The organism is Roseibium sp. SCP14 (assembly GCF_040329475.1).
Lineage (GTDB): Bacteria > Pseudomonadota > Alphaproteobacteria > Rhizobiales > Stappiaceae > Roseibium.
The window spans coordinates 1-21,093 of record NZ_JBDZYH010000001.1; the positions used below are offsets into that span (position 1 = coordinate 1).

22 protein-coding genes and 1 riboswitch are annotated in these 21,093 nt (G+C 54.9%); of the genes, 11 read left to right on the forward strand and 11 right to left on the reverse strand.

The window, feature by feature from the left end; translation table 11 throughout:
• From ABLQ08_RS00005 to ABLQ08_RS00015, 3 genes are all read right to left on the reverse strand, one after another.
• A partial coding sequence (locus ABLQ08_RS00005; protein ID WP_352937968.1) for a FecR family protein occupies positions 1–895 on the reverse strand: 895 nt, incomplete at its 3' end.
• Between the two features lie 384 nt (positions 896–1,279).
• Positions 1,280–2,302 carry a FecR family protein gene (locus ABLQ08_RS00010; RefSeq protein WP_352937970.1) on the reverse strand — a complete coding sequence of 341 codons (1,023 nt, stop codon included), beginning with the start codon at positions 2,300–2,302 and terminating at the stop codon, positions 1,280–1,282.
• A 230-nt stretch (positions 2,303–2,532) separates the two neighbouring features.
• Positions 2,533–3,252 (reverse strand): glycerophosphodiester phosphodiesterase family protein, encoded by a 720-nt coding sequence (locus ABLQ08_RS00015; protein WP_352937972.1) that lies wholly within the window; start codon positions 3,250–3,252, stop codon positions 2,533–2,535.
• A 438-nt stretch (positions 3,253–3,690) separates the two neighbouring features.
• On the opposite strand from ABLQ08_RS00015, the gene ABLQ08_RS00020 reads away from it, so the two are divergent.
• From ABLQ08_RS00020 to ABLQ08_RS00045, 6 genes are all read left to right on the forward strand, one after another.
• Positions 3,691–4,275: a YceI family protein gene (locus ABLQ08_RS00020; protein WP_352937974.1), complete on the forward strand. Its 585-nt coding sequence runs from the start codon at positions 3,691–3,693 to the stop codon at positions 4,273–4,275.
• A gap of 54 nt (positions 4,276–4,329) precedes the next feature.
• A complete protein-coding gene (locus ABLQ08_RS00025; RefSeq protein ID WP_352937977.1) occupies positions 4,330–4,914 on the forward strand; it encodes a cytochrome b in 585 nt (194 codons plus the stop codon).
• 24 nt (positions 4,915–4,938) lie between these two features.
• Positions 4,939–5,496 carry a YceI family protein gene (locus ABLQ08_RS00030; RefSeq protein WP_352937979.1) on the forward strand — a complete coding sequence of 186 codons (558 nt, stop codon included), beginning with the start codon at positions 4,939–4,941 and terminating at the stop codon, positions 5,494–5,496.
• Between the two features lie 145 nt (positions 5,497–5,641).
• A complete protein-coding gene (locus tag ABLQ08_RS00035; RefSeq protein ID WP_352937980.1) occupies positions 5,642–7,279 on the forward strand; it encodes a fumarate hydratase in 1,638 nt (545 codons plus the stop codon).
• Between the two features lie 120 nt (positions 7,280–7,399).
• Positions 7,400–7,520: riboswitch (TPP riboswitch) on the forward strand.
• A 92-nt stretch (positions 7,521–7,612) separates the two neighbouring features.
• Complete coding sequence (thiC, locus tag ABLQ08_RS00040) at positions 7,613–9,409, forward strand: phosphomethylpyrimidine synthase ThiC (protein ID WP_352937981.1); 1,797 nt, start codon at positions 7,613–7,615, stop codon at positions 9,407–9,409.
• A gap of 405 nt (positions 9,410–9,814) precedes the next feature.
• Positions 9,815–10,408, forward strand: coding sequence for a L,D-transpeptidase (locus ABLQ08_RS00045; RefSeq protein ID WP_352937984.1), 594 nt, complete (start codon positions 9,815–9,817; stop codon positions 10,406–10,408).
• A gap of 107 nt (positions 10,409–10,515) precedes the next feature.
• Here the strand turns inward: ABLQ08_RS00045 and ABLQ08_RS00050 are convergent, their stop codons facing one another.
• A complete protein-coding gene (locus tag ABLQ08_RS00050) occupies positions 10,516–11,082 on the reverse strand; it encodes a TetR/AcrR family transcriptional regulator (protein ID WP_352937986.1) in 567 nt (188 codons plus the stop codon).
• A 449-nt stretch (positions 11,083–11,531) separates the two neighbouring features.
• Between ABLQ08_RS00050 and ABLQ08_RS00055 the strand changes: the two genes are divergently transcribed.
• The gene (locus ABLQ08_RS00055) at positions 11,532–12,002 is read left to right on the forward strand and encodes a nuclear transport factor 2 family protein (RefSeq protein ID WP_352937989.1); all 471 of its coding nucleotides are present in this window, start codon (positions 11,532–11,534) and stop codon (positions 12,000–12,002) included.
• 16 nt (positions 12,003–12,018) lie between these two features.
• The gene (locus ABLQ08_RS00060; RefSeq protein ID WP_352937991.1) at positions 12,019–12,642 is read left to right on the forward strand and encodes a pyridoxamine 5'-phosphate oxidase family protein; all 624 of its coding nucleotides are present in this window, start codon (positions 12,019–12,021) and stop codon (positions 12,640–12,642) included.
• A gap of 105 nt (positions 12,643–12,747) precedes the next feature.
• Here ABLQ08_RS00060 and ABLQ08_RS00065 read toward each other — a convergent pair whose 3' ends face one another.
• The 6 genes from ABLQ08_RS00065 to ABLQ08_RS00090 form a co-directional block, all read right to left on the reverse strand.
• Entirely contained in the window at positions 12,748–13,458 is a 711-nt protein-coding gene (locus tag ABLQ08_RS00065) for a DNA helicase (protein WP_352937994.1), read from the reverse strand.
• A gap of 191 nt (positions 13,459–13,649) precedes the next feature.
• On the reverse strand, positions 13,650–14,018 hold the full coding sequence (locus ABLQ08_RS00070; protein WP_352937997.1) for a DUF971 domain-containing protein: 369 nt from the start codon (positions 14,016–14,018) through the stop codon (positions 13,650–13,652).
• 67 nt (positions 14,019–14,085) lie between these two features.
• Positions 14,086–15,522, reverse strand: a complete 1,437-nt coding sequence (locus ABLQ08_RS00075; RefSeq protein WP_352937999.1) for a cryptochrome/photolyase family protein — start codon at positions 15,520–15,522, stop codon at positions 14,086–14,088.
• Positions 15,523–15,619: 97 nt separating this feature from the next.
• Complete coding sequence (locus ABLQ08_RS00080) at positions 15,620–16,054, reverse strand: SRPBCC family protein (RefSeq protein WP_352938001.1); 435 nt, start codon at positions 16,052–16,054, stop codon at positions 15,620–15,622.
• Positions 16,051–16,392, reverse strand: coding sequence for an ArsR/SmtB family transcription factor (locus ABLQ08_RS00085; protein ID WP_352938003.1), 342 nt, complete (start codon positions 16,390–16,392; stop codon positions 16,051–16,053). The genes ABLQ08_RS00080 and ABLQ08_RS00085 overlap by 4 nt, the downstream gene beginning before the upstream one ends.
• A complete protein-coding gene (locus tag ABLQ08_RS00090) occupies positions 16,389–16,835 on the reverse strand; it encodes a DUF4437 domain-containing protein (RefSeq protein ID WP_352938005.1) in 447 nt (148 codons plus the stop codon). The genes ABLQ08_RS00085 and ABLQ08_RS00090 overlap by 4 nt, the downstream gene beginning before the upstream one ends.
• Before the next feature lie 150 nt (positions 16,836–16,985).
• Between ABLQ08_RS00090 and ABLQ08_RS00095 the strand changes: the two genes are divergently transcribed.
• The 3 genes from ABLQ08_RS00095 to moaA all read left to right on the forward strand — a co-directional run bounded on the left by ABLQ08_RS00095 (position 16,986) and on the right by moaA (position 19,750).
• Entirely contained in the window at positions 16,986–18,092 is a 1,107-nt protein-coding gene (locus tag ABLQ08_RS00095; protein WP_352938007.1) for an Acg family FMN-binding oxidoreductase, read from the forward strand.
• Positions 18,085–18,531: a MarR family winged helix-turn-helix transcriptional regulator gene (locus ABLQ08_RS00100; RefSeq protein WP_352938009.1), complete on the forward strand. Its 447-nt coding sequence runs from the start codon at positions 18,085–18,087 to the stop codon at positions 18,529–18,531. The genes ABLQ08_RS00095 and ABLQ08_RS00100 overlap by 8 nt, the downstream gene beginning before the upstream one ends.
• 229 nt (positions 18,532–18,760) lie before the next feature.
• Entirely contained in the window at positions 18,761–19,750 is a 990-nt protein-coding gene (moaA, locus tag ABLQ08_RS00105; protein WP_352940480.1) for a GTP 3',8-cyclase MoaA, read from the forward strand.
• Positions 19,751–19,807: 57 nt separating this feature from the next.
• Here moaA and ABLQ08_RS00110 read toward each other — a convergent pair whose 3' ends face one another.
• Entirely contained in the window at positions 19,808–21,049 is a 1,242-nt protein-coding gene (locus ABLQ08_RS00110) for a multidrug effflux MFS transporter (protein WP_352938012.1), read from the reverse strand.
• Between the last annotated feature and the right edge of the window lie 44 nt (positions 21,050–21,093).

The following is a 21,093-nucleotide window of genomic DNA, read 5'->3' on the forward strand; positions in this document are numbered from 1 at the left end:
TATTGCCGGAATTGCCGTTTCCGTTGCTATTGCCGGAATTGCCGTTTCCGTTGCTATTGCCGGAATTGCCGTTTCCGTTGCTATTGCCGGAATTGCCGTTTCCGTTGCCATTGCCGGAATTGCCGTTTCCGTTGCCATTGCCGGAATTGCCGTTTCCGTTGCTATTGCCGGAATTGCCGTTTCCGTTGCTATTGCCGGAATTACCGTTTCCGTTGGCATTGCCGGAATTGCCGTTCCCACTACTCCCGAAGATACTGCCAAGCACATTCTGACTATTCCCGCCGTCTGCAACTTCTGCAGCGCCCGGGACATTCTTCACTGGTGGAGTATCAAAAGCAGGCGCCCGCTTGGCTCCTTTTCTGACGGATGGCTTTGTGAGACCTGCAACCTTCAGACCAACATTTCGTGTCGGTTCACTCGAAGCCGATTGCCCCGCACCCAAATCTGCTCTGTCGCCGGAAGCAAAGTCCTCAACTTCCACGAGGCCGCGCTGTACCGACACTTTGGCTTTTTTGCCCCGCACCGAAACTTCAAATCGAGTGCCCTTTACCACTGCCGCGAAAAAAGGCGTTTCAACCGTGAAATGCGGCTTGCTGCGCTTTTGGACGTCGACCTCGATTGTTCCCTTGCGTTGCAAGAGTGTCGTCCGAACGCCCTGACTGCGATACTTCGAAATCGCAAATGTGGTGTTGGGACCAACCGAAATTGTCTCATTTCCACGTGCGATCAACGCTCTGGCTCCTGCACGTGTGCCCAATGTGAAACCTTTTTCGAAAACCATACCGCGCTTGGCGCGAAACGCTTCGACGTTGGGAGCAACGAAGTAAACGATGCCCGAAACACGCTTGACCACCCAGGCTTGCTCCGCCGCATGCGCGACAGTGCTTCCCGTCAATGAAAGCACTTGTATTAAGAACAAGGCAGCAAAAAAACCAGGAAGCACTTTTACGCCTCCTTGCATTTGCTCACCGAACAAGCGGATCGAAAACTTCGTGATGTTCTGCGATTTTTCAAACTGAGTCATTTTGGAGCGTTCCGTCCAAACTAAACTTCGAAGAACGCTAACAGTAAGCAATTAACTCAAGGTGAAATTGCACACATTCCCTTGGTTTACTTCCAAACAGTTACCCAGAAACACGAAAAGACAGTAAACAAAACATCTACACGACCAAGGGCGCACGGTTTACCGCCCACCCCTTTCGCGCTTTCCGATTTCGAGACTGCTCCGGCACATGACAGCGCGATATTAAATGGTATCCCGGCACAGATGGATTGAAGTCTATTTCTTGCCGTTACCACCGGAATTGCCGTTGCCATTGCCACCGGAGTTTCCGTTGCCTTTGCCGCCGGAGTTTCCGTTGCCATTGCCACCGGAGTTTCCGTTGCCATTGCCACCGGAGTTTCCGTTGCCATTGCCGCCGGAGTTTCCGCTGCCATTGCCGCCGGAGTTTCCGTTGCCATTGCCGCTGGAATTACCGTTGCCACCAGAGTTGCCATTATTGCTACTGTTCGAAGAGTTAGCATTTCTACTGGTGTTTGCGGCGTTTGCCTGTTCTTGTGAGGTAGGTACGTTTTTCACAACGCGCGTCTTGAATGCGGGAGCTCTTTTGGGTCCAGCAAACACCTCCGGCATGCTTTTCCCGCCAACTTTCAATCCAATTCGCTTCGTAGGGTTCGTTCGCGCGGACTGACCCGCTTCAATATTCGCACTGTCTCCAGATGCAAAATCGTGCACATTGACCTTACCTCTCCCAACGTCGACATGGGCGCTGTTTTGACTTACGCGAACTTTGAACTGAGTTCCCTTGACAACGGCGGCAAGAAACGGCGTTTCCACTTTGAAATGCCTGTACCAGCGACGTTGAACGTCGACTTCTACCACTCCGCGATCTTGATAAAGCACTGTCCGCTTAATCAAAAAACCTTTTGGCTCAAGGGTCACAACGGAATTCGGGGCGACCGTAAACCTTTCTTTTCCCCGCCCAATGATTATGCGGCCGTGACCGGTATTCACCGTCCAGCCACGTTGGATCCGCATCCCTTTTTCGGCCACCAACTTCTTTCCGTTGTCGATCTCAAAGATCACGCGACCACTGACACGCTCTACATACCAATGCCAACCATTGCGGGCACCTTGGCTTTCAGCTGATCGAGCATCAAACGAAAAGAAAAGTATCGTCGCAACTGCAACCGCAAACAGCGCGATCGTCCGTGTCAGATCAATAGAGCACAATCGGAATCCGATCAGATGGGCAGGCTTACCCTGATCGAAACAATCGTCACCAACGACACTGATATTCATCGCAAACTCCCGAGAGCTGACGGAAAAGTCAAACGGAAGCATACCGATCGTTATTTAACGACGATTAAATAAGCATAAGAAACACAACACTCAAATATATTAATGAAATTTATTCAAATTATAAACATCGAAACTCATAAATATAATTTCACCAAAGAACTCAAAACTTTTAAATATTACTCCAGGTACGCTTCTACTAACCTCTCTTTACCGACTTTTGATAACTGATTTCAGACCAATATCTTCAGTTTGCGCTCTACCTCCCTGAAAATCTCAACATGATCGATGTTCATTTGCTGGATGCCGCAGCGGACGGCTTTCTCGAACACGGCCCGGTCATCTCCGGCATAAAACAATTGCGTCACCAATCCGGAATTCCTGGCTTCAGCGACCAGGTACTCGTCGAAGCAATCTTCGTGAAATTCGAGAATATGCGCCTCCTGGGCAACGGCGCGTTCCACCGATCCGACATGTGCGAACAGAACCATGCGTTTTAGGTCCGGCACCTTTGCCCGCGCTTCTGCCCGGATGGACTGGTCGAATGAAAAGGTCCACGCGTCGTTCAACATGCCGCGCACGGCCAACATGTCCCGCACCTCTCCCGGGTCGCCCTCCTTGATCTCGACATAGGTTCCGATCCGGCCCTTGCATGTGTCCAGAAAAGTGTCGAAGCGCGGCACCTTCTGCCCGGCAAATTCCGGGCCGAACCAACTGCCGGCATCAAGCCGGTCTATCTCAGAGGATGTCATATCGGCGAACCGTCCGGTGCCGTCCGTCGTTCGATCGACGGTCTCGTCGTGCATGACGTAGAGCACGCCGTCCTTTGAGGGCCTCACGTCGAACTCGACCACATCCGCCCCAAGGTCGATGGCCTTTTCAAGTGCGGCCAGTGTGTTTTCCGGCGCGGCAAGGCACGCCCCCCGGTGACACACTATGACTGCCTGTTTCACGATTGATTCTCCTTCATCTCCAGACAATGCCTGGAGTCATGTTTGGCTGAGGGCGCCCGGGACCTGAGGGAAACTGTTCAAACAAATGCACGCGATTGGTGATGGATTGATGACACAACAATTTTCTTCGACATTTCAGCGCCTTGCCACTCCACAAAACAACCTGCAGAAAAGTAAGCTACTCAACTGGAATTGATTCTTCAGTTACCCGGCCTTCAGTTTACCCTCGGCCGGTACGGAATGTGCACCCATTAAGGGTGGACAGGCAAATGTCTGACTTCAATGACGGAAATGCGTGAGAACCGGCCGTGGCGACGAGTGTGGAATTGTTCATCCTGCACGAACAGACAGTCAAATAGCGCTCGCGTATTTTTTACATATATCTGGCTGGCAGCGTTCATGAGCGAACGCTCCCGAAACAGTCAAAGAGGTTTGATCATGATCCGTTTTGCAGCTTCTGCGCTTGCATTGTCTCTCCTGGCCGGAACCGCCGTTGCCGAACCTGTCGCTTATGATTTCGACAAGTCTCACGCCAATTTGTCCTTTACCTACAATCACCTTGGGTATTCCACCACGGATGGCCGTTTCGGCGACTGGGAAGGAAACCTTCTGATCGACAAGGACACGCCGTCCAATTCCTCTATCGAGTTCAGCATCGACATCGACAGCCTCGACACTTTCTGGGCGGATCGCGACACACACCTGAAGAGCGCAGACTTCTTCGACGCTGCAAAGTTTCCGAAAGCAACCTTCAAAAGCACCAAGGTTGAGCAAACCGGTGAGAACCAGCTGGAAGTTACCGGCGACATGACCATTCGGGACATCACCAAGCCGGTCACGTTGCAGGTTCAGGTGACCGCGATGGGTGAACATCCAATGGCCAAAAAAGAAGCGGCCGGTTTTGCCGTCACCACCGTCCTGAAACGGTCAGATTTCGGCATGGACAAGTACGTTCCCTACGTCAGCGATGAAGTGAACGTGACTTTCCACGCAGAAGCGCTTACCGCTGCTCAGACCAACTAAAGAGATCATTGCGGAAGCCGGTTTCGACCGGCTTCCCCTTTCCAGGGAACAGACATGCTGCGCAATACATCGACAGGGTATGGGCAAATAGCCATCTTCTTCCATTGGACGATGGCCCTCCTGATCATCGGCATGCTCGCATTCGGTCTTTATCTGACCACGCTGCCGCAAACCGACCCTGCGACTTTCCAGTTGTTCCAGCTGCACAAGTCCATCGGGTTTGTCGTTTTGACGCTCGGAGTGCTGCGGTTGGTCTGGCGACTGTTCAATCCGTCGCCAAAACTGCCCGAGGGCATGCACCCGCTGGAAAAAATCGGAGCACATCTGGGTCACGTCGGTCTCTATGCACTGATATTCGCGATGCCGATCACCGGTTGGTTCATGGTTTCAGCGTCTCCCTGGGGCATTCCGACAATTCTGTTCAATGTGCAACCCGTGCCTCACCTGCCGGTTCCCGAAATGCTGGGGTCCAAGGAACAGGCAGAGAGCTTCTTCAAACTATTGCATCAGTATGGTGCCTACCTTCTGATTGCGCTGATCGTCGTGCATGTCGCGGCAGCGCTCAAGCATCATTTCATTGCCCGGGATGACACGCTGAAGCGCATGGTATCCACGGCACCTGCAAAAAACGACACCTGATAGATAGCTTTAGGAAAACACTACATGGCTCTGAAAAAACTAGTATTTGTACTCCCCATTTTAGCCGTTTCGACTTTCTCCAATTCTGCGTTCGCCGAAACCTGGACTGTCGACCCTGCGCAGAGCACGCTTGGTTTTGAGGTCAATCAGGCAGGCAACACGCTTGCAGGTACCTTTGCCACCTGGACCGCGAACATCGACTTCGATCCGAACGCACCGGAAGCTGCGAAAATTTCCGCCGAAATCAATCCGGCAAGCGCCACGACCGGCAATCCGCAATTCGATGGCACGCTGCCTGGCCAGGAATGGTTCGATGTAGACGGGTTCCCGGCCGCCGAATTCAAGGCTGACAGTGTTTCGCTGGTTGAAGGCAACAGCTACCGCGCCAGCGGCACCGTAACCATCAAGGGCGTTGCCCATCCGGTGGAACTGGATTTCACGCTGCAGATTGACGGCGACACGGCGAAGGCCGAAGGCAAGGCAATCCTCAACCGCCTGGATTACAAGCTCGGTGCAGGTGTGGGCACTGATACGGTGGGCGATATCGTGACAGTTACCCTGGATCTGACCGCCACGCGGTAATCCGGCAAACCTGGGGTCCGACCAATTGGGCAGGCCACGGCACTTGGCGTCCGTGGCCTTTTTGCCGTATGAGAACACCACTCATTGCTCCAGCGCAGCCGGTTCGCGCTCGAACCGGCAGAAGCCAGATCAGGAAAGCTGTCCCATGAACGCTCCCGTCACCCCTCCCGACTATCAGCACAGCGCTCTTTTCCCGCAAAGCCAAGACGAAACGACGTATCGCAAGCTGACATCCGATTATGTCAGAACAGAAGAGTTCAACGGCGAAGACGTCCTGATGGTGGAACCGGAAGGGTTGCGCCTGCTTGCCGAGGAAGCCTTCAAGGACATCAACCACTACCTGCGTCCGGGCCACCTGGAACAACTGAAGAAAATTCTGGACGATCCGGAAGCAACCGAGAACGACAAGTTTGTCGCATTCGATCTTCTCAAGAACGCCAATATCGCCTCGCATGGCGTCCTGCCCATGTGTCAGGACACCGGCACAGCCATCATCATGGGCAAGAAGGGCCGCCGTGTCTGGACTGACGGGTCGGATGAAGCGGCGCTCGGAGAAGGTGCACGCGATGCGTACTTCAGGAAAAACCTCCGATACTCCCAACTTGCGCCGCTTTCCATGTTCGAGGAAAAAAACACCAAGAACAACATGCCCGCGCAGATCGAGCTCTATGCGGAAGGCGAAGACGCCTACAAGTTCCTGTTCATGGCAAAGGGCGGTGGTTCGGCCAACAAGACTTTTCTCTTCCAGGGAACACCGTCTCTGCTCACCCATGACCGGCTGGTTGAATTCCTGAAGGAAAAGATCCTGACGCTCGGCACTGCGGCCTGTCCGCCCTATCACCTGGCCATCGTTGTCGGCGGCACGTCGGCCGAGCTGAACCTGAAGACTGCCAAACTGGCATCCGCGCGGTACCTGGACAACCTTCCGACGGAGGGATCCGAGCTCGGCCATGCCTTCCGCGATACCGAGCTGGAACAGGAAATACACAAGCTTACACAGGCAACAGGTGTCGGCGCACAGTTCGGCGGCAAGTATTTCTGTCACGATGTGCGTGTCATTCGCCTACCGCGCCACGGAGCCTCGCTGCCGATCGGCCTTGCCGTTTCCTGTTCCGCCGATCGTCAGGCTGTCGGCAAGATCACCAAGGACGGGATCTTCCTGGAACAGCTTGAGATGCATCCGGAAAAGTACCTTCCGGAAGTGACCGACGATCACCTTTCCGACAATGTGGTGAAGATAGACCTGACCAAGCCTATGCCGGAAATCCTTGGAGAACTCTCCAAGCATCCGATCAAGACGCGCCTGTCCTTGTCCGGTCCGCTGATCGTGGCGCGCGACCTGGCCCATTCCAAGCTGCGTGACCGCCTGGAAGCCGGAGAGCCACTGCCCGATTACATCAAGGATCATCCCGTCTACTATGCCGGACCGGCCAAGACACCGGAAGGCATGCCGTCCGGCTCCTTCGGACCGACAACGGCTGGGCGAATGGATGCCTATGTCGATCAGTTCCAGGCAGCCGGTGGCTCCATGGTCATGCTGGCCAAAGGCAATCGCTCGGCGCAGGTCCGCCGCGCCTGTCAGGCTCATGGCGGCTTTTATCTCGGCTCCATCGGCGGCCCGGCCGCCCGTCTTGCCCAGGACTGTATCAAGAAGGTCGAAGTGGTCGAATTCGAGGAACTGGGCATGGAAGCCGTCTGGAGGATCGAGGTCGAGGACTTCCCGGCCTTCATCGTGGTCGATGACAAGGGCAACGACTTCTTCAAGGAGCTCAACCTGAGCTGAGCCCCTCCAAAATCCGCAAGACACGCAGGCAGCCATTCGGCTGCCTGTTTTTTTGCCGTGACTGGACTCATTGATCGCCGCATCAGGTGATTGACAGAATCGTTCTTCAGCCAATACGCTCCGGCCTTGCAGGGGAGCCCCGCTAAGGGGGCTGAGAGGTGGACATCGCGCGAGCGGAGTGAAGCGACCCTTTGAACCTGACCCAGGTGATACTGGCGTAGGAAGCATTCAGAGCGGGCCGCTTTCCGGTCGACCTTTCATGGTCAACAGCTCCCCTTTCCTGCAAAAGCATGACGACGGGTCTTTCTGAGCAAACAGCGCTAGGAGAGAACCTTGACCACTCCCTCAGTTGACATCACCACCGGCTGTCTGCCGGCCTCCCGGAAGATTTACGTTTCCGGGCAATATCATTCCGATATCCGCGTTCCGATGCGAGAGATCGGCCTGCATCCGACCGCTGGAGAGCCGCCGGTCACGGTTTACGACACGTCCGGCCCTTACACCGATCCGGAGGCGACCATCGATATTGCCGCCGGTCTTTCCAAAACACGCCGCGACTGGATCTTGAAGCGAGGCGATGTCGAGGAATATGACGGCCGCACCATTCAACCCGCCGATAACGGCTTCGTATCGGCAGAAAGGCTCGTGCCTGAGTTTCCGAACACTTCGCAGCCCTTGCGCGCCAAGGATGGCCGCCCGGTCACCCAGCTCGCTTATGCCCGAGCCGGGATCGTAACCCCGGAAATGGAATACATCGCCATCCGGGAAAACCAGAAACGCAAGGCGGCAACCGGGCGGGACGGAAACGACTGGGGCGCAAACATTCCCGACCTGGTCACACCGGAATTTGTGCGCGACGAAGTGGCCGCCGGTCGCGCGATCATTCCGGCAAACATCAATCACCCGGAAAGCGAGCCGATGATCATCGGCCGGAATTTTCTGGTGAAGGTCAACGCCAACATGGGCACGTCTGCCGTCACCTCCTCCATGGCGGAAGAAGTCGACAAGATGGTGTGGGCAATCCGCTGGGGTGCGGACACCGTGATGGACCTATCGACGGGCAGAAACATTCACAACACCCGCGAATGGATCATTCGCAATTCACCGGTTCCGATCGGCACCGTCCCGATCTACCAAGCGCTTGAAAAAGTCGGTGGTGTCGCCGAGGACCTCACCTGGGAAATCTTCCGCGACACCCTGATCGAACAGGCAGAGCAAGGTGTCGACTATTTCACGATCCACGCAGGCGTGCGGCTTCACATGGTGCCGATGACAGCGAACCGGGTGACCGGAATTGTCAGCCGTGGCGGCTCGATCATGGCCAAGTGGTGCCTGCATCACCACAAGGAGAGCTTTCTCTACGAGCATTTCGCCGAAATCTGCGACATCTGCCGCACTTACGACGTCTCCTTCAGCCTCGGCGACGGCCTTCGCCCCGGCTCCATCGCCGATGCGAATGACAAGGCGCAGTTCGCCGAGCTCGAAACCCTGGGTGAACTCACCAGGATCGCCTGGGACAAGGACTGTCAGGTCATGATTGAAGGTCCAGGCCACGTCGCCATGCACAAGATCAAGGAGAACATGGACAAGCAACTGGAGTGCTGTGACGAGGCGCCGTTCTATACGCTCGGACCGCTCACGACGGACATCGCGCCGGGCTACGACCACATAACGTCCGGCATCGGCGCGGCAATGATCGGCTGGTTCGGTTGTGCGATGCTGTGCTACGTCACTCCCAAGGAACACCTGGGCCTGCCTGATCGCGACGATGTCAAAACCGGAGTGATCACATACAAGATCGCCGCGCACGCAGCCGACCTAGCCAAGGGTCTTCCCGGTGCTCAGGCACGCGATGATGCGCTTTCTCGCGCCCGGTTCGAGTTCCGGTGGGAAGACCAATTCAATCTGTCCCTAGACCCTGACACGGCACGTGACTTTCACGATCAGACATTGCCGAAGGAAGCCCACAAGGTTGCGCATTTCTGCTCCATGTGCGGACCGAAATTCTGTTCAATGCGGATCAGCCACGACATCCGCGCCGAGGCCCAGAAAACAGGCATGGCCGAGATGGCAATGAAGTATCGCGAGGGGGGAGACCTTTACATGCCGATCACTGATCAGAACACCTGACCAAGGCATCCGCCGGAGGCTGAACTCTCCAGCCCCCGGCGTCACAGTCCGGAATCACACAGTCTGCGCTGGTCCGAGAGCCCCCAAAGCGGCTTCCTTTGCACATTTTTCTGCAGAGAATTTCAAAAATTCCGCTGATAGGTTCAAAATCAACACTCAACCGGAACATCGGTATTAATATCAGCACGTTTGACGAGATTTGTCAGGACAACGAACTGCTCGAGCATAATTTCGTTGCAATTTCAGCAGATTTGAACGACCTCAAGCGAACTCACATCAACGTGAGATTCCTTTCACGCCCATTTTGGGTCATGATTGTTAACAGTGCGGCAAGGACATTCTCCTAACGTAACCTTCGATTTGAAGCGCGCCATTTGTGGGCTGGGCGCTGATGGGGGAAAAAAGATGAAGACTTTTTTATATGCAATGATTGCTGTCATAGCCGGAGCGCTGATGCTTCCAGCCGACGCTTCCGCGCGGGCCGGCTTCTTCGACCACAGCACGAACACATGGGTAACACCCAAATACCATCCGGGCGGCAAATCGCCGATCAAGCGGAAAAAGGTACGCTACAGCGGCCCTTACAAGCCGGGCACGATCGTCGTTAACACGTCCGAGCGTCGTCTCTACCACGTTCTGCCGGGTGGAAAAGCGATGAAATACGGTGTCGGTGTCGGCAAAGACGGCTTCCAGTGGGCCGGGACGCACCGCATTACCCGCAAGGCGGAATGGCCGAGCTGGACTCCTCCGGCACAGATGCGCGCTCGTGAGCGCAGGAAGGGCCGTATTCTTCCTGCCTACATGCCGGGTGGCCCGCGCAACCCGATGGGAGCTCGCGCCCTTTATATCGGCTCCACCCTGTACCGCATTCACGGCACGATCGAACCATGGACGATCGGCTCGGAAGTTTCTTCCGGCTGCATCCGCCTTGCCAACGAAGACATCATCCATCTTTATGAGAATGTTTCAGTCGGTTCGAAGATCGTCGTAACGCGTTGATCTCAAATTTCATTATTCAAAAGCCGGGCAATTTGGCCCGGCTTTTTTAATGCCGTCCGCAAGTCAAACCTGAGGCGTAGCACGGCTTCAACAGATCCTTGGCTAAGTCAGCTTCCAAACTGGGCAGCAATGAGGGTCTCCGCCGACAACTTCGCAGCTCCTGCAGGATCCGGGTCAAAACCCATATGAGCTGCCACAATCGCCCCCTCCTTCAAAAGAAGCAACTGACGCGCAAGCAAATCCGGATCGGCCGCTCCTGCCTCCTCAGCCAACGTTTTGAGGGCCGTCTTGAGCAGCCTCTTGTGTTCGGCGGACTGGATGTAAGCCGGGCTCTCAGGATCCTGAAATTCCGCAGAGGCCTTGATGAACATGCAGCCCTTGAAGTCAGTTTCTTCAAACCACTCCCTCAGAACATCAAAGACAGCCAACAGGCGCTGGCGCGGCGGCAACGCAGTGTCGTCCAACTTGCGGAAGAACCAGTTCCGAAAAGTTTCATCGCGGTATCGCAGGACGGCCAGGATCAGGTCATCCTTGGTCCGGAAGTGCTTGAACATTGTGGTCTTAGAGATACCGGTCTCAGCCACCAGCGCATCCATGCCCGTGGCATGAAAACCGTCCCGGTAGAAAATCGCCTGTGCCTTTCGGACAAGTTCGTCTCGTTTACTCGGGCGCATGAATCCCCTTTCCGTACTGACCTGTAAATATTATTTGACCGGTTTCTTTTCAAGTCTTTTTGAAGAGCGCATGTTTGCGCTCCCTTTATCCTCTTTCCACCCTTTGCTTAACATCTTATTTTCTATCGATTTTTGACTATCTTCCATTCACAACACGCTTCTCTGACAGTTTTCTCAAGGTCAAAATTCTCGCTTGCGCAAATGAACTGATCGGTACATATAAGATTCATTACTGAACAGAACAGTACATAAACTCTGTTCGATGTCAGGAGGCTCACGATGTTTTCCGTCAGACCAGCTTTCCCGCGCAGCTTCTATGCATTCGGTGCCGTGCTCACTGTGCTGCTGCTTGTGATGAGCACATTTCAAAACCGCTCGGTTGAGATGAGAGTTGCGGAGAACGTGCCCCCTCCACCAACCCCGCAAGTTCTCGCTCTGGATCTCAATAAATGACCGAACAACGTCCCCCTCTCCCGCCATTCACGGAAGAAACCGCCCGGCAGAAAGTACGCGCAGCAGAAGACGGCTGGAACAGCCGCAACCCGGAAAAGGTTGCCCTTGCCTACACGCCCGACACTGTCTGGCGGAACAGGTCCGAGTTTCCAGTTGGGCGGGAACAGGTGGTCGCGTTCCTCACGCGCAAATGGCAGCGGGAATTCGAGTATCGCCTGATCAAGGAACTCTGGACATTTGCCGACAATCGGATCGCGGTCCGCTTTGCCTATGAATGGCACGACGGCGAAGGTCAATGGTACCGTTCCTATGGCAATGAAAACTGGGAATTCGCTTCAAACGGACTGATGCAGCGGCGCTTCGCCAGCATCAACGACCTGGCGATTGATGCTGCGGACCGCAAAATGCTCTGGCCCCAGGGTCCACGTCCCGAAGACCACCCGGGCCTGAGCGAACTCGGCCTTTAAATTTCAGGAGAGAGAAATGGCCCGCGCCTTTTCGGAGATCGCCTTCACCCAAAGTGTTCGCAATCGGCAACAAGAGCTTGGTTCACGTGACGGCTACGCATCTTTGGATGCACCGGAGATGGAGCCGGGCGACAAACTGACGGAGATCGAGGCCAGGTTCATCCAGGCTCGCGACGGCTTCTACCAGGCAACAGTCTCTGATTCCGGCTGGCCTTATGTACAATTTCGCGGCGGTCCCGTCGGCTTTCTGAAAGTCCTTGATGCAACGACACTGGCTTACGGAGACTTTCGCGGAAACCGGCAGTATATCAGTTCGGGCAATCTGACAGACAATGATCGTGTTTCGATCATTCTTATGGATTACCCGAACCGAACCCGTTTGAAAATCTGGGCGCGAGCCCGACAAGTTCCGATCGAGGACGGCCAGGAGCTCGCCGCGATAGTCGCACTGCAGGGGTATCGCGCTCTTCCTGAACGTATTGTCGTTCTGTCTGTCGAGGCCTTCGACTGGAATTGTCCGCAGCACATTCCGCAACGCTTTACGCTCTCGGAGCTTGCGCCTGACCTGACAGCTCTGCGAAATCGCATTCGCGAGCTTGAGCAGGAAAATGCGGAACTCAAGACGTTTTTGAAACTCTGAAGGATCGGATGGGGCGCTCCCGACATGTCCCATCCGGTCTTTTTGCTTGAGAAGACACCTCTTTCAACTCAGGTGTCCAACTCTTTCGTAGGTGCCTTTTGCGTTTCAGTTCGCAAGAAGAGCCATTTGTCCATCATGCAGAAAGCACCCTTTTGTGAACAGCGAAAGATCCACGGGATTTGGTAGTCTCAGATCTGAGAAGTCTGGCAGTCTTTTCCTTTCCGGATCAAAAGAACGGTGGATCTGGGAGAGAAAGACCAGCCGGATCTTTCGCCTTGTTGCAAAGTTCTTCAGCGTCCTGATCTGCTGCTCAAGTTCAGGGGCCGTACGGCGCTGATCAAGCGCCTGCAGGTAGTCGATCACGGCAACCGTGCCCGGTCGGGCCGCCGATAGCTGACCGACAATGAGATCTGCACAAAGGTCCTCGGAAAGATCGATCTGAATGCCATCAGGACTGAAAAGCTCTTCTACGGAATGATGAGGTAACCGCCTTTTGATCTCCTTCTCGGAGCATTCGACCGAAAAGAAGGTCGAGGGGGTTCCTGCTTTTGCCGCTTCTGCGAGCAGATTGAGGCCGAAGATCGTTTTGCCGTGTCCTGGACGCGCTGCGAGGAGCAGCATTTCGCCGTTTGCCAATGAACCAAGAACATGTGTTTCGGGTTTTGCTTTCGACTGAGCAGATGACAAATGCGACCAACTGCAAAATCCTTCGCGGGCTGCTACTCGATCAAGTGCAACATGAAGTGGCAGCTTTGCTTCGCGTGCCAGCTGGCGCGCCTGACGTTTCAATCGAAAAAGTGGAGCCGATAATTTCATCCGTGACCTGCCCGTTCTCGTGCGCTGGCCGCAATCCCTCCTTATGCGAAAACACGATCAGGTGGTTCTGAATGAATGTACCCTGCAGGTCGGCTGCTGCTCCGATGGAGGGGGAAGGCTTGGGTCGAGCTCAAACCGACAATAGCCGATTCTGTTTTCGCTTAACCAGCCACCAATTGCGCCGGTAAACCTCAGCGATCTCTGCTGAGGCCTTTCTGCTCCAGTTCCTGCAGGTACACTCCCCAATGCTTTTCCGGTTCATTGGCCAACTCGAAGAAGTAAGTCCAGGAATAGATACCTGAATTGTGCATGTCGTCGAAATGGATGCGCACCGCGTAATTGCCGACCGGTTCGATCTTCATGATCTCGACATTGCGTTTTCCAGGAACAGTTTGTTTCTGTGAAGGATTGTGTCCCTTGACCTCTGCTGAAGGCGAACAGACACGCAGATACTCCGCGGACAAGTCATGTCGCTCGCCATTGTTGAATGCGATCGTCAGTATTTTCTTGTCTTGTGAAACACGCAGCTCGGTTGGCCAGGGGGCGGTGTTGTCGGTCATGGAGAAATCCTGTCTGAGCAATGCTGATAGCTGGTCTGCGCGGACGATAGCGCTGCGGGCTCCTCCGTCAAGCCGCGTTTTGTCCCGCCTGTTTCACCGCTTCGTATCCCTTTAGCGCCGCCCTTCGTGCCGAAGCATGGTCCACAATCGGATGGGGATAGGTTTTCCCCAAAACGACGCCAGCTCGATCCAGGTCCTCTTTCGAGGCCTCGAACGGTGCAAAGAGATCCGCGGTCTTCAGGTTTTTCAGCTCCGGCACCCATTTTCGCACATAGACACCTTCCGGGTCGAATTTCTGTCCCTGACTGATCGGGTTGAAAATACGAAAATACGGCGCAGCATCCGCGCCGGACCCGGCGACCCATTGCCAGCTGGCGGAGTTGCTAGCCAGGTCCGCATCAACAAGAGTGTTACGGAACCAGGCCTCGCCGTGCCGCCAATGAAGCCGGAGGTGCTTGATGAGGAAACTTGCCACGACCATCCGCACTCGGTTGTGCATGTAACCTGTTTGCCATAGCTCTCTCATGCCGGCATCCACGATAGGATAACCCGTCCGCCCTCGTTGCCATCGCCTCAGGTCTTCCGGGCTTTCACGCCAGGGATAGGCATCAAAGCTCGGCCGCCAGTTTCGGGACGGGAGGTGCGGAAAATGGTATAGGAGATGATAGGAGAATTCGCGCCAGGCGATCTCCGAAAGAAATTTCGTTCCATCAGACTTCGGATCGTCATTGCCAGCCAGTCGCTTCCTGGTTTCGTGCCATATCTGTCGCGGTGAGATATCACCGAAATGAAGGTGCGGCGACAAACGTGAAACATTGGGAAGATCCGGCCGATCGCGCAGCTCCCGATATCCCTGAAGCCCGTTTTCCAGAAACGATCTGAGCTGCGACAGTGCACCGGCTTCACCCGGCTGCCAGAGGTGTTTCCACCCAGCTGCCCAGTCCGGATTTTCAGGCAGGAGCTTCAGACCTTGCAGGCTTTCGCCGTACTTATAGGTCTCGGCAACCATTCCCACCGGAGCAGCGAGCGGCAATCCGACCTCCAGGTGCTGCGCTGCCTTCCAGAATGGCGAATAGACCTTGTAAGGTCTGCCTGCCCCGGTCTTCAGTTCCCAGGGTTCAAAGAGCAAACCGGCCTTGAAGCTTCGCGCCTCAAAGCCGTCCTGTTTCAGCGCGTTCTTGATCTCGCTGTCACGGTCGATTGCGTGGGGCTCATAGCAACGGTTCCAGAAGACGGCCTGTGCGCCGACATCTCTGGCCAATCGAGGGATCAGATGCCGTGCACTCCCCCGCAGCAGGACCAGCCCGGGCAAGGATCTTTTCAGTTCTTCAAGGCTGTGGTGCAACCACCATCTGCTGGCACCGCCGAGAGGATGAGTTTCGCCGGACTGTTCCGCCGTTTCCAGAACATAAACGGGTAGCACAGGTCCCCTCTTTGCCGCTTCGTAGAGCGCGGGATTATCGGCAATTCGAAGGTCCTGCCGGAACCATACCAATGTGGTCATGCTGTCCCTGTCTGTATCTTTGAAAAAAGTACGTCAGGGACAGCAAACGGATCAATAAAAATGTCTTGGGTGTCCCGCGCTGAGCTCCAACTCCGGGTCAGGCTTCCACACGTGCCATCGCTTCCTTGCGCAAGCGACCAAAATGCTCGTCCCATCCGCTGTCCAACGCACTCAACATCGCAAACGCTGCCTCGCCGGCCGCCTGCTCAATCCCTTCATGAGACAAAGTGAGTTGAGTGCCTCCCGCTGCTTCCTTCAGGTTCCAGCGAACCGTTGTCATGGCACCGTTGAGCGGTTTGACCGTGAACGTGTAGACAAGGCTTTCGAACGGACGCATTTCCAGGACTGTTCCCCAGCAAATCCGGCTCATGTCTCCCCGCTGATCAAGAAGCGTATAGTCTGCCCCCTCTTTGAGGTCCTGTTCGGCAGGGTGAAACCATCTGGCCAACTTGTCCTTTTTCGTCAGGAAGTCCCAGACAACTTCGCGTGGCGCATCCAGAAAAACCGTTTTGGTAATGGTCGTCGCGTTCATTGGTCGCTCTCCTTGGTCTTTTCCATTTCCTTTGAAATTTCACGCTGCAAATCGGATAGTCTCGCGTCCCAGAAACTTTCGAAGTAACCAAGCCATTCAAAAGCGGATCTGAGAGGCTCGGGATTGAGCGTGCTGCGTCTTTCCCGGCCACTCACTTCTCGCTTGATGAGATTTCCTTCTTCCAGAATGGCCAGATGTTTGTTGATCGCGGTTCTTGTGATGTCGAACCGGTCGGCAATGTCCGCGACTGCAAGACTTTCTTTCGTCAGATAGATCAGAATCTGCCGCCGTGTCGGGTCTGCAAGCGCCCGGAATACGTTCTGAGGGCCCGTGTTCATCGTCCGCCCTCCTTCACCGGGAGAAAATCGAAAGGACCGTCCTGAAACAGGAATGTGATGCAGCTCATTGCCGAAACACACTTGCTGATGTGGGGCATACCGGCAGGTATCTCATAGAACGCACCGGATTTGAGAACTTTGCCGGACCTGTCATTGTTGTCCCCTGGGAGATGAACAATCTCGCCAGACAAGACCACGCCGAACATGGCTGCGCTCTTGATGTGAAGCGGACTTGAAAGACCAGCCGGCAAGCGGACCATGGCCATGTAGCTTTCTTCAAACCTGTTTCCCTGAAGCGCCGCAAACCCAACACCTTCGGGAGTGGTCTCCCAGTCCAAGTCCTCCAGGGACTTCAACTTCATCACTTCAGGCTCCATAGCAAACGCCGGAATGACGGAGCTCGTTCCGATCGAAGCAAGCAGAAACATCATTTGCATCTTCATGCGGCACCTCTTCATGACACCATTCGGTGTTATTTAAATGACACCTTTTGGTTTCATTTCAAGCCTTCGAGCAAAATTCTTTGACAGATTGCTTGATTTGGTACGATTTCGCACTATTTAATTCGATATCGCACTATATGGAGAGCTCTCATGACTTTGACACGACGGAAGACCTTGGCGCTTATCGGGGGTGGTGTTGTTTTTGCCGCGAGTGCATCTGCGGGCACATTCATGGCAACACGAACACCGAAGGCAGCTCATGCCCCCTGGGCTGATGCAGGCGGGTATGAAGATGACCGTCTGTTCGCCCTTTCCTATGCACTCCTGGCACCGAACCCTCACAACAGGCAGCCTTGGCTGATCGAACTTTCAGGCAAAGACAGCTTTCGGCTGCATCGTGACCAAACCCGAGATCTCCCTCACACCGATCCTTATCACCGCCAGATTTTCGTTGGCCTTGGGTGTTTTCTTGAGTTGTTGAAAGTCGCCGCCACGCTTCGACAGAAAACAACGGCAATCGACCTGTTTCCCGAAGGCTTGGATGGACCGATTGCCGATGTAACGATCACGGAAGGAGGCATGACCGACCCTCTGGTTCCATTCATTCTTGATCGCAGGTCGTGCAAAGAACCATTTGAAGACCGACCGATTTCACCGGAAATATCAGAGACGCTGAGTGCCTACGGAACAGTAATTACTGCGGACGCAGAGGTCGAAAGGGTACGGAAGCTGACCTGGGATGCGTGGCTGACCGAAATGCACACACGACACGCCTTGAAAGAGAGCGTTGATCTGATGCGCTTCGGAAAATCGGAAATCAATGCGAATCCTGATGGCATTGACCTCGGCGGACCGTTTCTTGAAACTTTGATATTGGCTGGCATCCTGACCCGCGAAAGCCAGCTCGACCCCAATTCGACCGGTTTCCGGGAAGGTGTGAAGATCTATCAGGAAATGCTCTCGGCAACTCCAGCCTATATCGCGCTCACTACCAACGGAAATTCAAGATACGAGCAAATTGCCGCCGGCAGGCGTTGGCTTCGGTTGAACCTGGAGACGACAAGGCTCGGGCTTTCGCTTCATCCGGTAAGCCAGGCTCTTCAGGAATATGAGGAAATGGCACCGCACTATGCCGAAACACATCGAATACTTGCCAAGCCGGGAGAAACAGTTCAGATGCTTGGGAGACTGGGTTACGGCCCCCACCCTTCACGGACGCCGCGCTGGCCGCTTGAAACACGGATCATGAATGGATAGCGAAACTCGCAACGCCTTTTTCAGGTTCTTCAATGAAATCGGCATCATCGCGCAACTGAGCCGAACCGCGCTGGAAACACGTTTGCCAAAAGGGTTGACCCTGCCTCATTTCAGCGTGGTCAATCACCTGATCCGGGTCAAGGACGGACAAACTCCGCTTGCCCTTGCGAAAGCTTTTCAGGTTCCCAAGACAACGATGACACACACGCTGAGCGGTCTTCTGGAGCATCATTTTGTCGAGATGCGCCCGAATCCGAAAGACGGCCGCAGCAAGACCGTGTGGCTAACTCAAACCGGCAGGCAGTTTCGTGAGGACGCAATACGATCCATCGATCCGGACATCGACGCGCTTTGCCGGAACATTCCAAAGGAAAAGATCGAGGAACTGGTGCCTGCCCTGACCGAGATCAGAACCTATCTTGATATTGCAAGGGACTGACGGGCATCTACGACAAGCCGATGTCACGTGTGGCATTGACAATGTTACACTGAGAAGTTTACCTGATATCGCAAACTGGACAGAACTGGTCCGGTTTCAATTGATATTGTTTGATGCCGCGCCATATGATCAGTTCAAGATCAAGGGCATCGAGGGAGAGCATAACGTGACAGACGGTAAGATTGTGGTCCCGGCACCGGAGGCAGGCACATCCACTTCCCCTTCGCCGATGATCGATCCGTTTGGACGCGCCGTTACATATCTGCGGGTTTCAGTGACCGACCGTTGTGACTTCCGCTGTGTTTACTGCATGGCAGAAGACATGACTTTCTTGCCCAAGCGCGAAGTCCTCAGCCTTGAGGAACTTGACCGGCTGTGCACCGCATTCATCGAAAAAGGTGTACGCAAGTTGCGCCTGACCGGTGGCGAACCGCTCGTGCGCAAGAACATCATGAGCCTGATCCGCAGCCTTGGACGGCATCTGGATAGTGGCGCTCTCGAAGAGTTGACCATCACGACAAACGGCTCCCAGTTGGCACGTTTCTCGAACGAGCTTTACGACTGCGGCGTCCGTCGGATCAATGTTTCCATTGACACGCTCGATGCTCAGAAATTCAAGGCGGTCACCCGTTGGGGTGACCTCGGAAAAGTCATGGATGGTATCCGTGCAGCGACCGAAGCGGGATTGCAAATCAAGGTCAACATGGTCGCTCTGAAGGGCGTGAACGAGCACGAGATCGTAAACATGCTTGAATGGTGTCACGGTCAGGGCCACGACCTGACGCTGATCGAAACCATGCCCCTTGGCGAAATCGATGGCGACCGCACCGACCAGTATCTGCCTCTTTCCACGGTCCGAAACCGCCTCGCCGAACAGTTCACCTTGACCGACAATCCTTATAAGACCGGTGGACCTGCCCGTTATGTGACCGTCGAGGAAACCGAGGGGCGCCTTGGCTTTATCACACCGATGACCCACAATTTCTGCGAAAGCTGCAACCGGGTTCGAGTGACCTGCACTGGTCAGCTTTACATGTGTCTCGGTCAGGACGACATGGCAGATCTTCGGGCACCGCTCCGTGCGTCAGAAGGCAACGAGCTCCTCAGCAGTGCAATCGATGAAGCTATCGGCAGGAAGCCGAAGGGTCATGATTTCGTGATTGACCGGAACACCAAGCAACCGGCAGTGTCGCGCCACATGAGCGTGACCGGAGGCTGAACTTTCCATAGGCCTCACTCCAGGCTATTTTCCGGCATGCACGTATTTTGGCGGAAGTCATTCCGCGGGCTGCAAACTGGCGCGCGTCGACAGCCTCTTCACGGAAAGAGCTGCGATCAGGCTACTGCCAATGCCGAAAGCCATGACAATGATCATGCTCCAGGGCGATCCGGCAAGAGAACTTTCAGCAAACAGCCATGCAACCAAGGTGCCGGCAACCGCTCCCATGCCGACCTGGAAGGAGGCGGTCAACCCTGATGCCGCACCAGCCAGATCCGGACGTACGCTTACCGCGCCGGAGATTGCGCTCGGCAGGCAGACGCCGTTCCCCAACCCAAGTATGAACATTGGCAGGAACAAGCTGGTCGCCGTGACGATGCCCCAATAGGTGAAACCGGCAATCAGCAGGACCGAAAGTCCACCGATCAATGATCCGGCCAGGATCATTGGAAACAGTCCGATACGCTCGGCGAACTTTCCGGAAATGTAGTTTCCAACGATGTACCCAAGCGCAACGAACATGAAATAGAAACCCATCTGGGCAGCGCTCAATTGAAGGATTTCCGCAGCAATGAATGGTGCTCCGCCAAGATAGGCGAAATAGGTGAGTGCCGAGAACGCCGCCGTAAGGGCGTAGCTCCAATATAACGGTTCTCTGAATAAGGACGTGTAGGATCGATAGGCCTGCCCTGCCCCGATCGCAACCGGCCTGCGGTTGGTCTCGGGCAGCGCGTAGATACTCGCGAACAAGACACCTACCCCGAACACGAGCATCAGAACAAAACCGCCCTGCCAGCCGTAGACCTCGTCCAGAACTCCGCCGATCGCTGGTGCGATCGTCGGCATGACGGCCATGCCCATCGTGACGTAACCGATCATGCTGGCGGCCTGCCGGGGACCGTAAAGGTCCCGCACGATTGCGCGCCCCAGGACCATTCCGGTACAACCGCCGGCAGCCTGGACAACACGAGCTGCGATCAATGCTTCGATTGTCGGTGCAACTAGGCACAACACGCTGCCAATGACAAACAGCGCCATTCCGGCAATCACGATCGGCCGCCTTCCGAACTGGTCCGACAAGGGGCCCCACACCAATTGTGAAATGGCAACGGCGACAAAAAACGCCGACATGGAGAGCTGAATTTCGCCGGCCGTGGCGGAAAAGACGATCATCATTCCCGCCAGCGACGGAAGATAAATCTGCATTGCCAGGGGGCTGATACTGGAAATCGCGATCAGGACACCCAACGAAGGCCTAGCTTCTTCTTCACCTTTGATTTGTGGACGGTGGGAAGACATGCCCGATAAGGAATCCTTACTTCTCTAGATACTTTTTAGCGACT

Excerpts from the sequence above, each read along its gene's own strand:
- ABLQ08_RS00010 (WP_352937970.1), bottom strand. The coding sequence starts at position 2,302 with ATGAATATCAGTGTCGTTGGTGACGATTGTTTCGATCAGGGTAAGCCT.
- ABLQ08_RS00020 (WP_352937974.1), top strand. The coding sequence starts at position 3,691 with ATGATCCGTTTTGCAGCTTCTGCGCTTGCATTGTCTCTCCTGGCCGGA.
- ABLQ08_RS00025 (WP_352937977.1), top strand. The coding sequence starts at position 4,330 with ATGCTGCGCAATACATCGACAGGGTATGGGCAAATAGCCATCTTCTTC.
- ABLQ08_RS00030 (WP_352937979.1), top strand. The coding sequence starts at position 4,939 with ATGGCTCTGAAAAAACTAGTATTTGTACTCCCCATTTTAGCCGTTTCG.
- ABLQ08_RS00035 (WP_352937980.1), top strand. The coding sequence starts at position 5,642 with ATGAACGCTCCCGTCACCCCTCCCGACTATCAGCACAGCGCTCTTTTC.
- ABLQ08_RS00045 (WP_352937984.1), top strand. The coding sequence starts at position 9,815 with ATGAAGACTTTTTTATATGCAATGATTGCTGTCATAGCCGGAGCGCTG.
- ABLQ08_RS00050 (WP_352937986.1), bottom strand. The coding sequence starts at position 11,082 with ATGCGCCCGAGTAAACGAGACGAACTTGTCCGAAAGGCACAGGCGATT.
- ABLQ08_RS00055 (WP_352937989.1), top strand. The coding sequence starts at position 11,532 with ATGACCGAACAACGTCCCCCTCTCCCGCCATTCACGGAAGAAACCGCC.
- ABLQ08_RS00060 (WP_352937991.1), top strand. The coding sequence starts at position 12,019 with ATGGCCCGCGCCTTTTCGGAGATCGCCTTCACCCAAAGTGTTCGCAAT.
- ABLQ08_RS00065 (WP_352937994.1), bottom strand. The coding sequence starts at position 13,458 with ATGAAATTATCGGCTCCACTTTTTCGATTGAAACGTCAGGCGCGCCAG.
- ABLQ08_RS00070 (WP_352937997.1), bottom strand. The coding sequence starts at position 14,018 with ATGACCGACAACACCGCCCCCTGGCCAACCGAGCTGCGTGTTTCACAA.
- ABLQ08_RS00075 (WP_352937999.1), bottom strand. The coding sequence starts at position 15,522 with ATGACCACATTGGTATGGTTCCGGCAGGACCTTCGAATTGCCGATAAT.
- ABLQ08_RS00080 (WP_352938001.1), bottom strand. The coding sequence starts at position 16,054 with ATGAACGCGACGACCATTACCAAAACGGTTTTTCTGGATGCGCCACGC.
- ABLQ08_RS00085 (WP_352938003.1), bottom strand. The coding sequence starts at position 16,392 with ATGAACACGGGCCCTCAGAACGTATTCCGGGCGCTTGCAGACCCGACA.
- ABLQ08_RS00090 (WP_352938005.1), bottom strand. The coding sequence starts at position 16,835 with ATGAAGATGCAAATGATGTTTCTGCTTGCTTCGATCGGAACGAGCTCC.
- ABLQ08_RS00095 (WP_352938007.1), top strand. The coding sequence starts at position 16,986 with ATGACTTTGACACGACGGAAGACCTTGGCGCTTATCGGGGGTGGTGTT.
- ABLQ08_RS00100 (WP_352938009.1), top strand. The coding sequence starts at position 18,085 with ATGGATAGCGAAACTCGCAACGCCTTTTTCAGGTTCTTCAATGAAATC.
- moaA (WP_352940480.1), top strand. The coding sequence starts at position 18,761 with ATGATCGATCCGTTTGGACGCGCCGTTACATATCTGCGGGTTTCAGTG.
- ABLQ08_RS00110 (WP_352938012.1), bottom strand. The coding sequence starts at position 21,049 with ATGTCTTCCCACCGTCCACAAATCAAAGGTGAAGAAGAAGCTAGGCCT.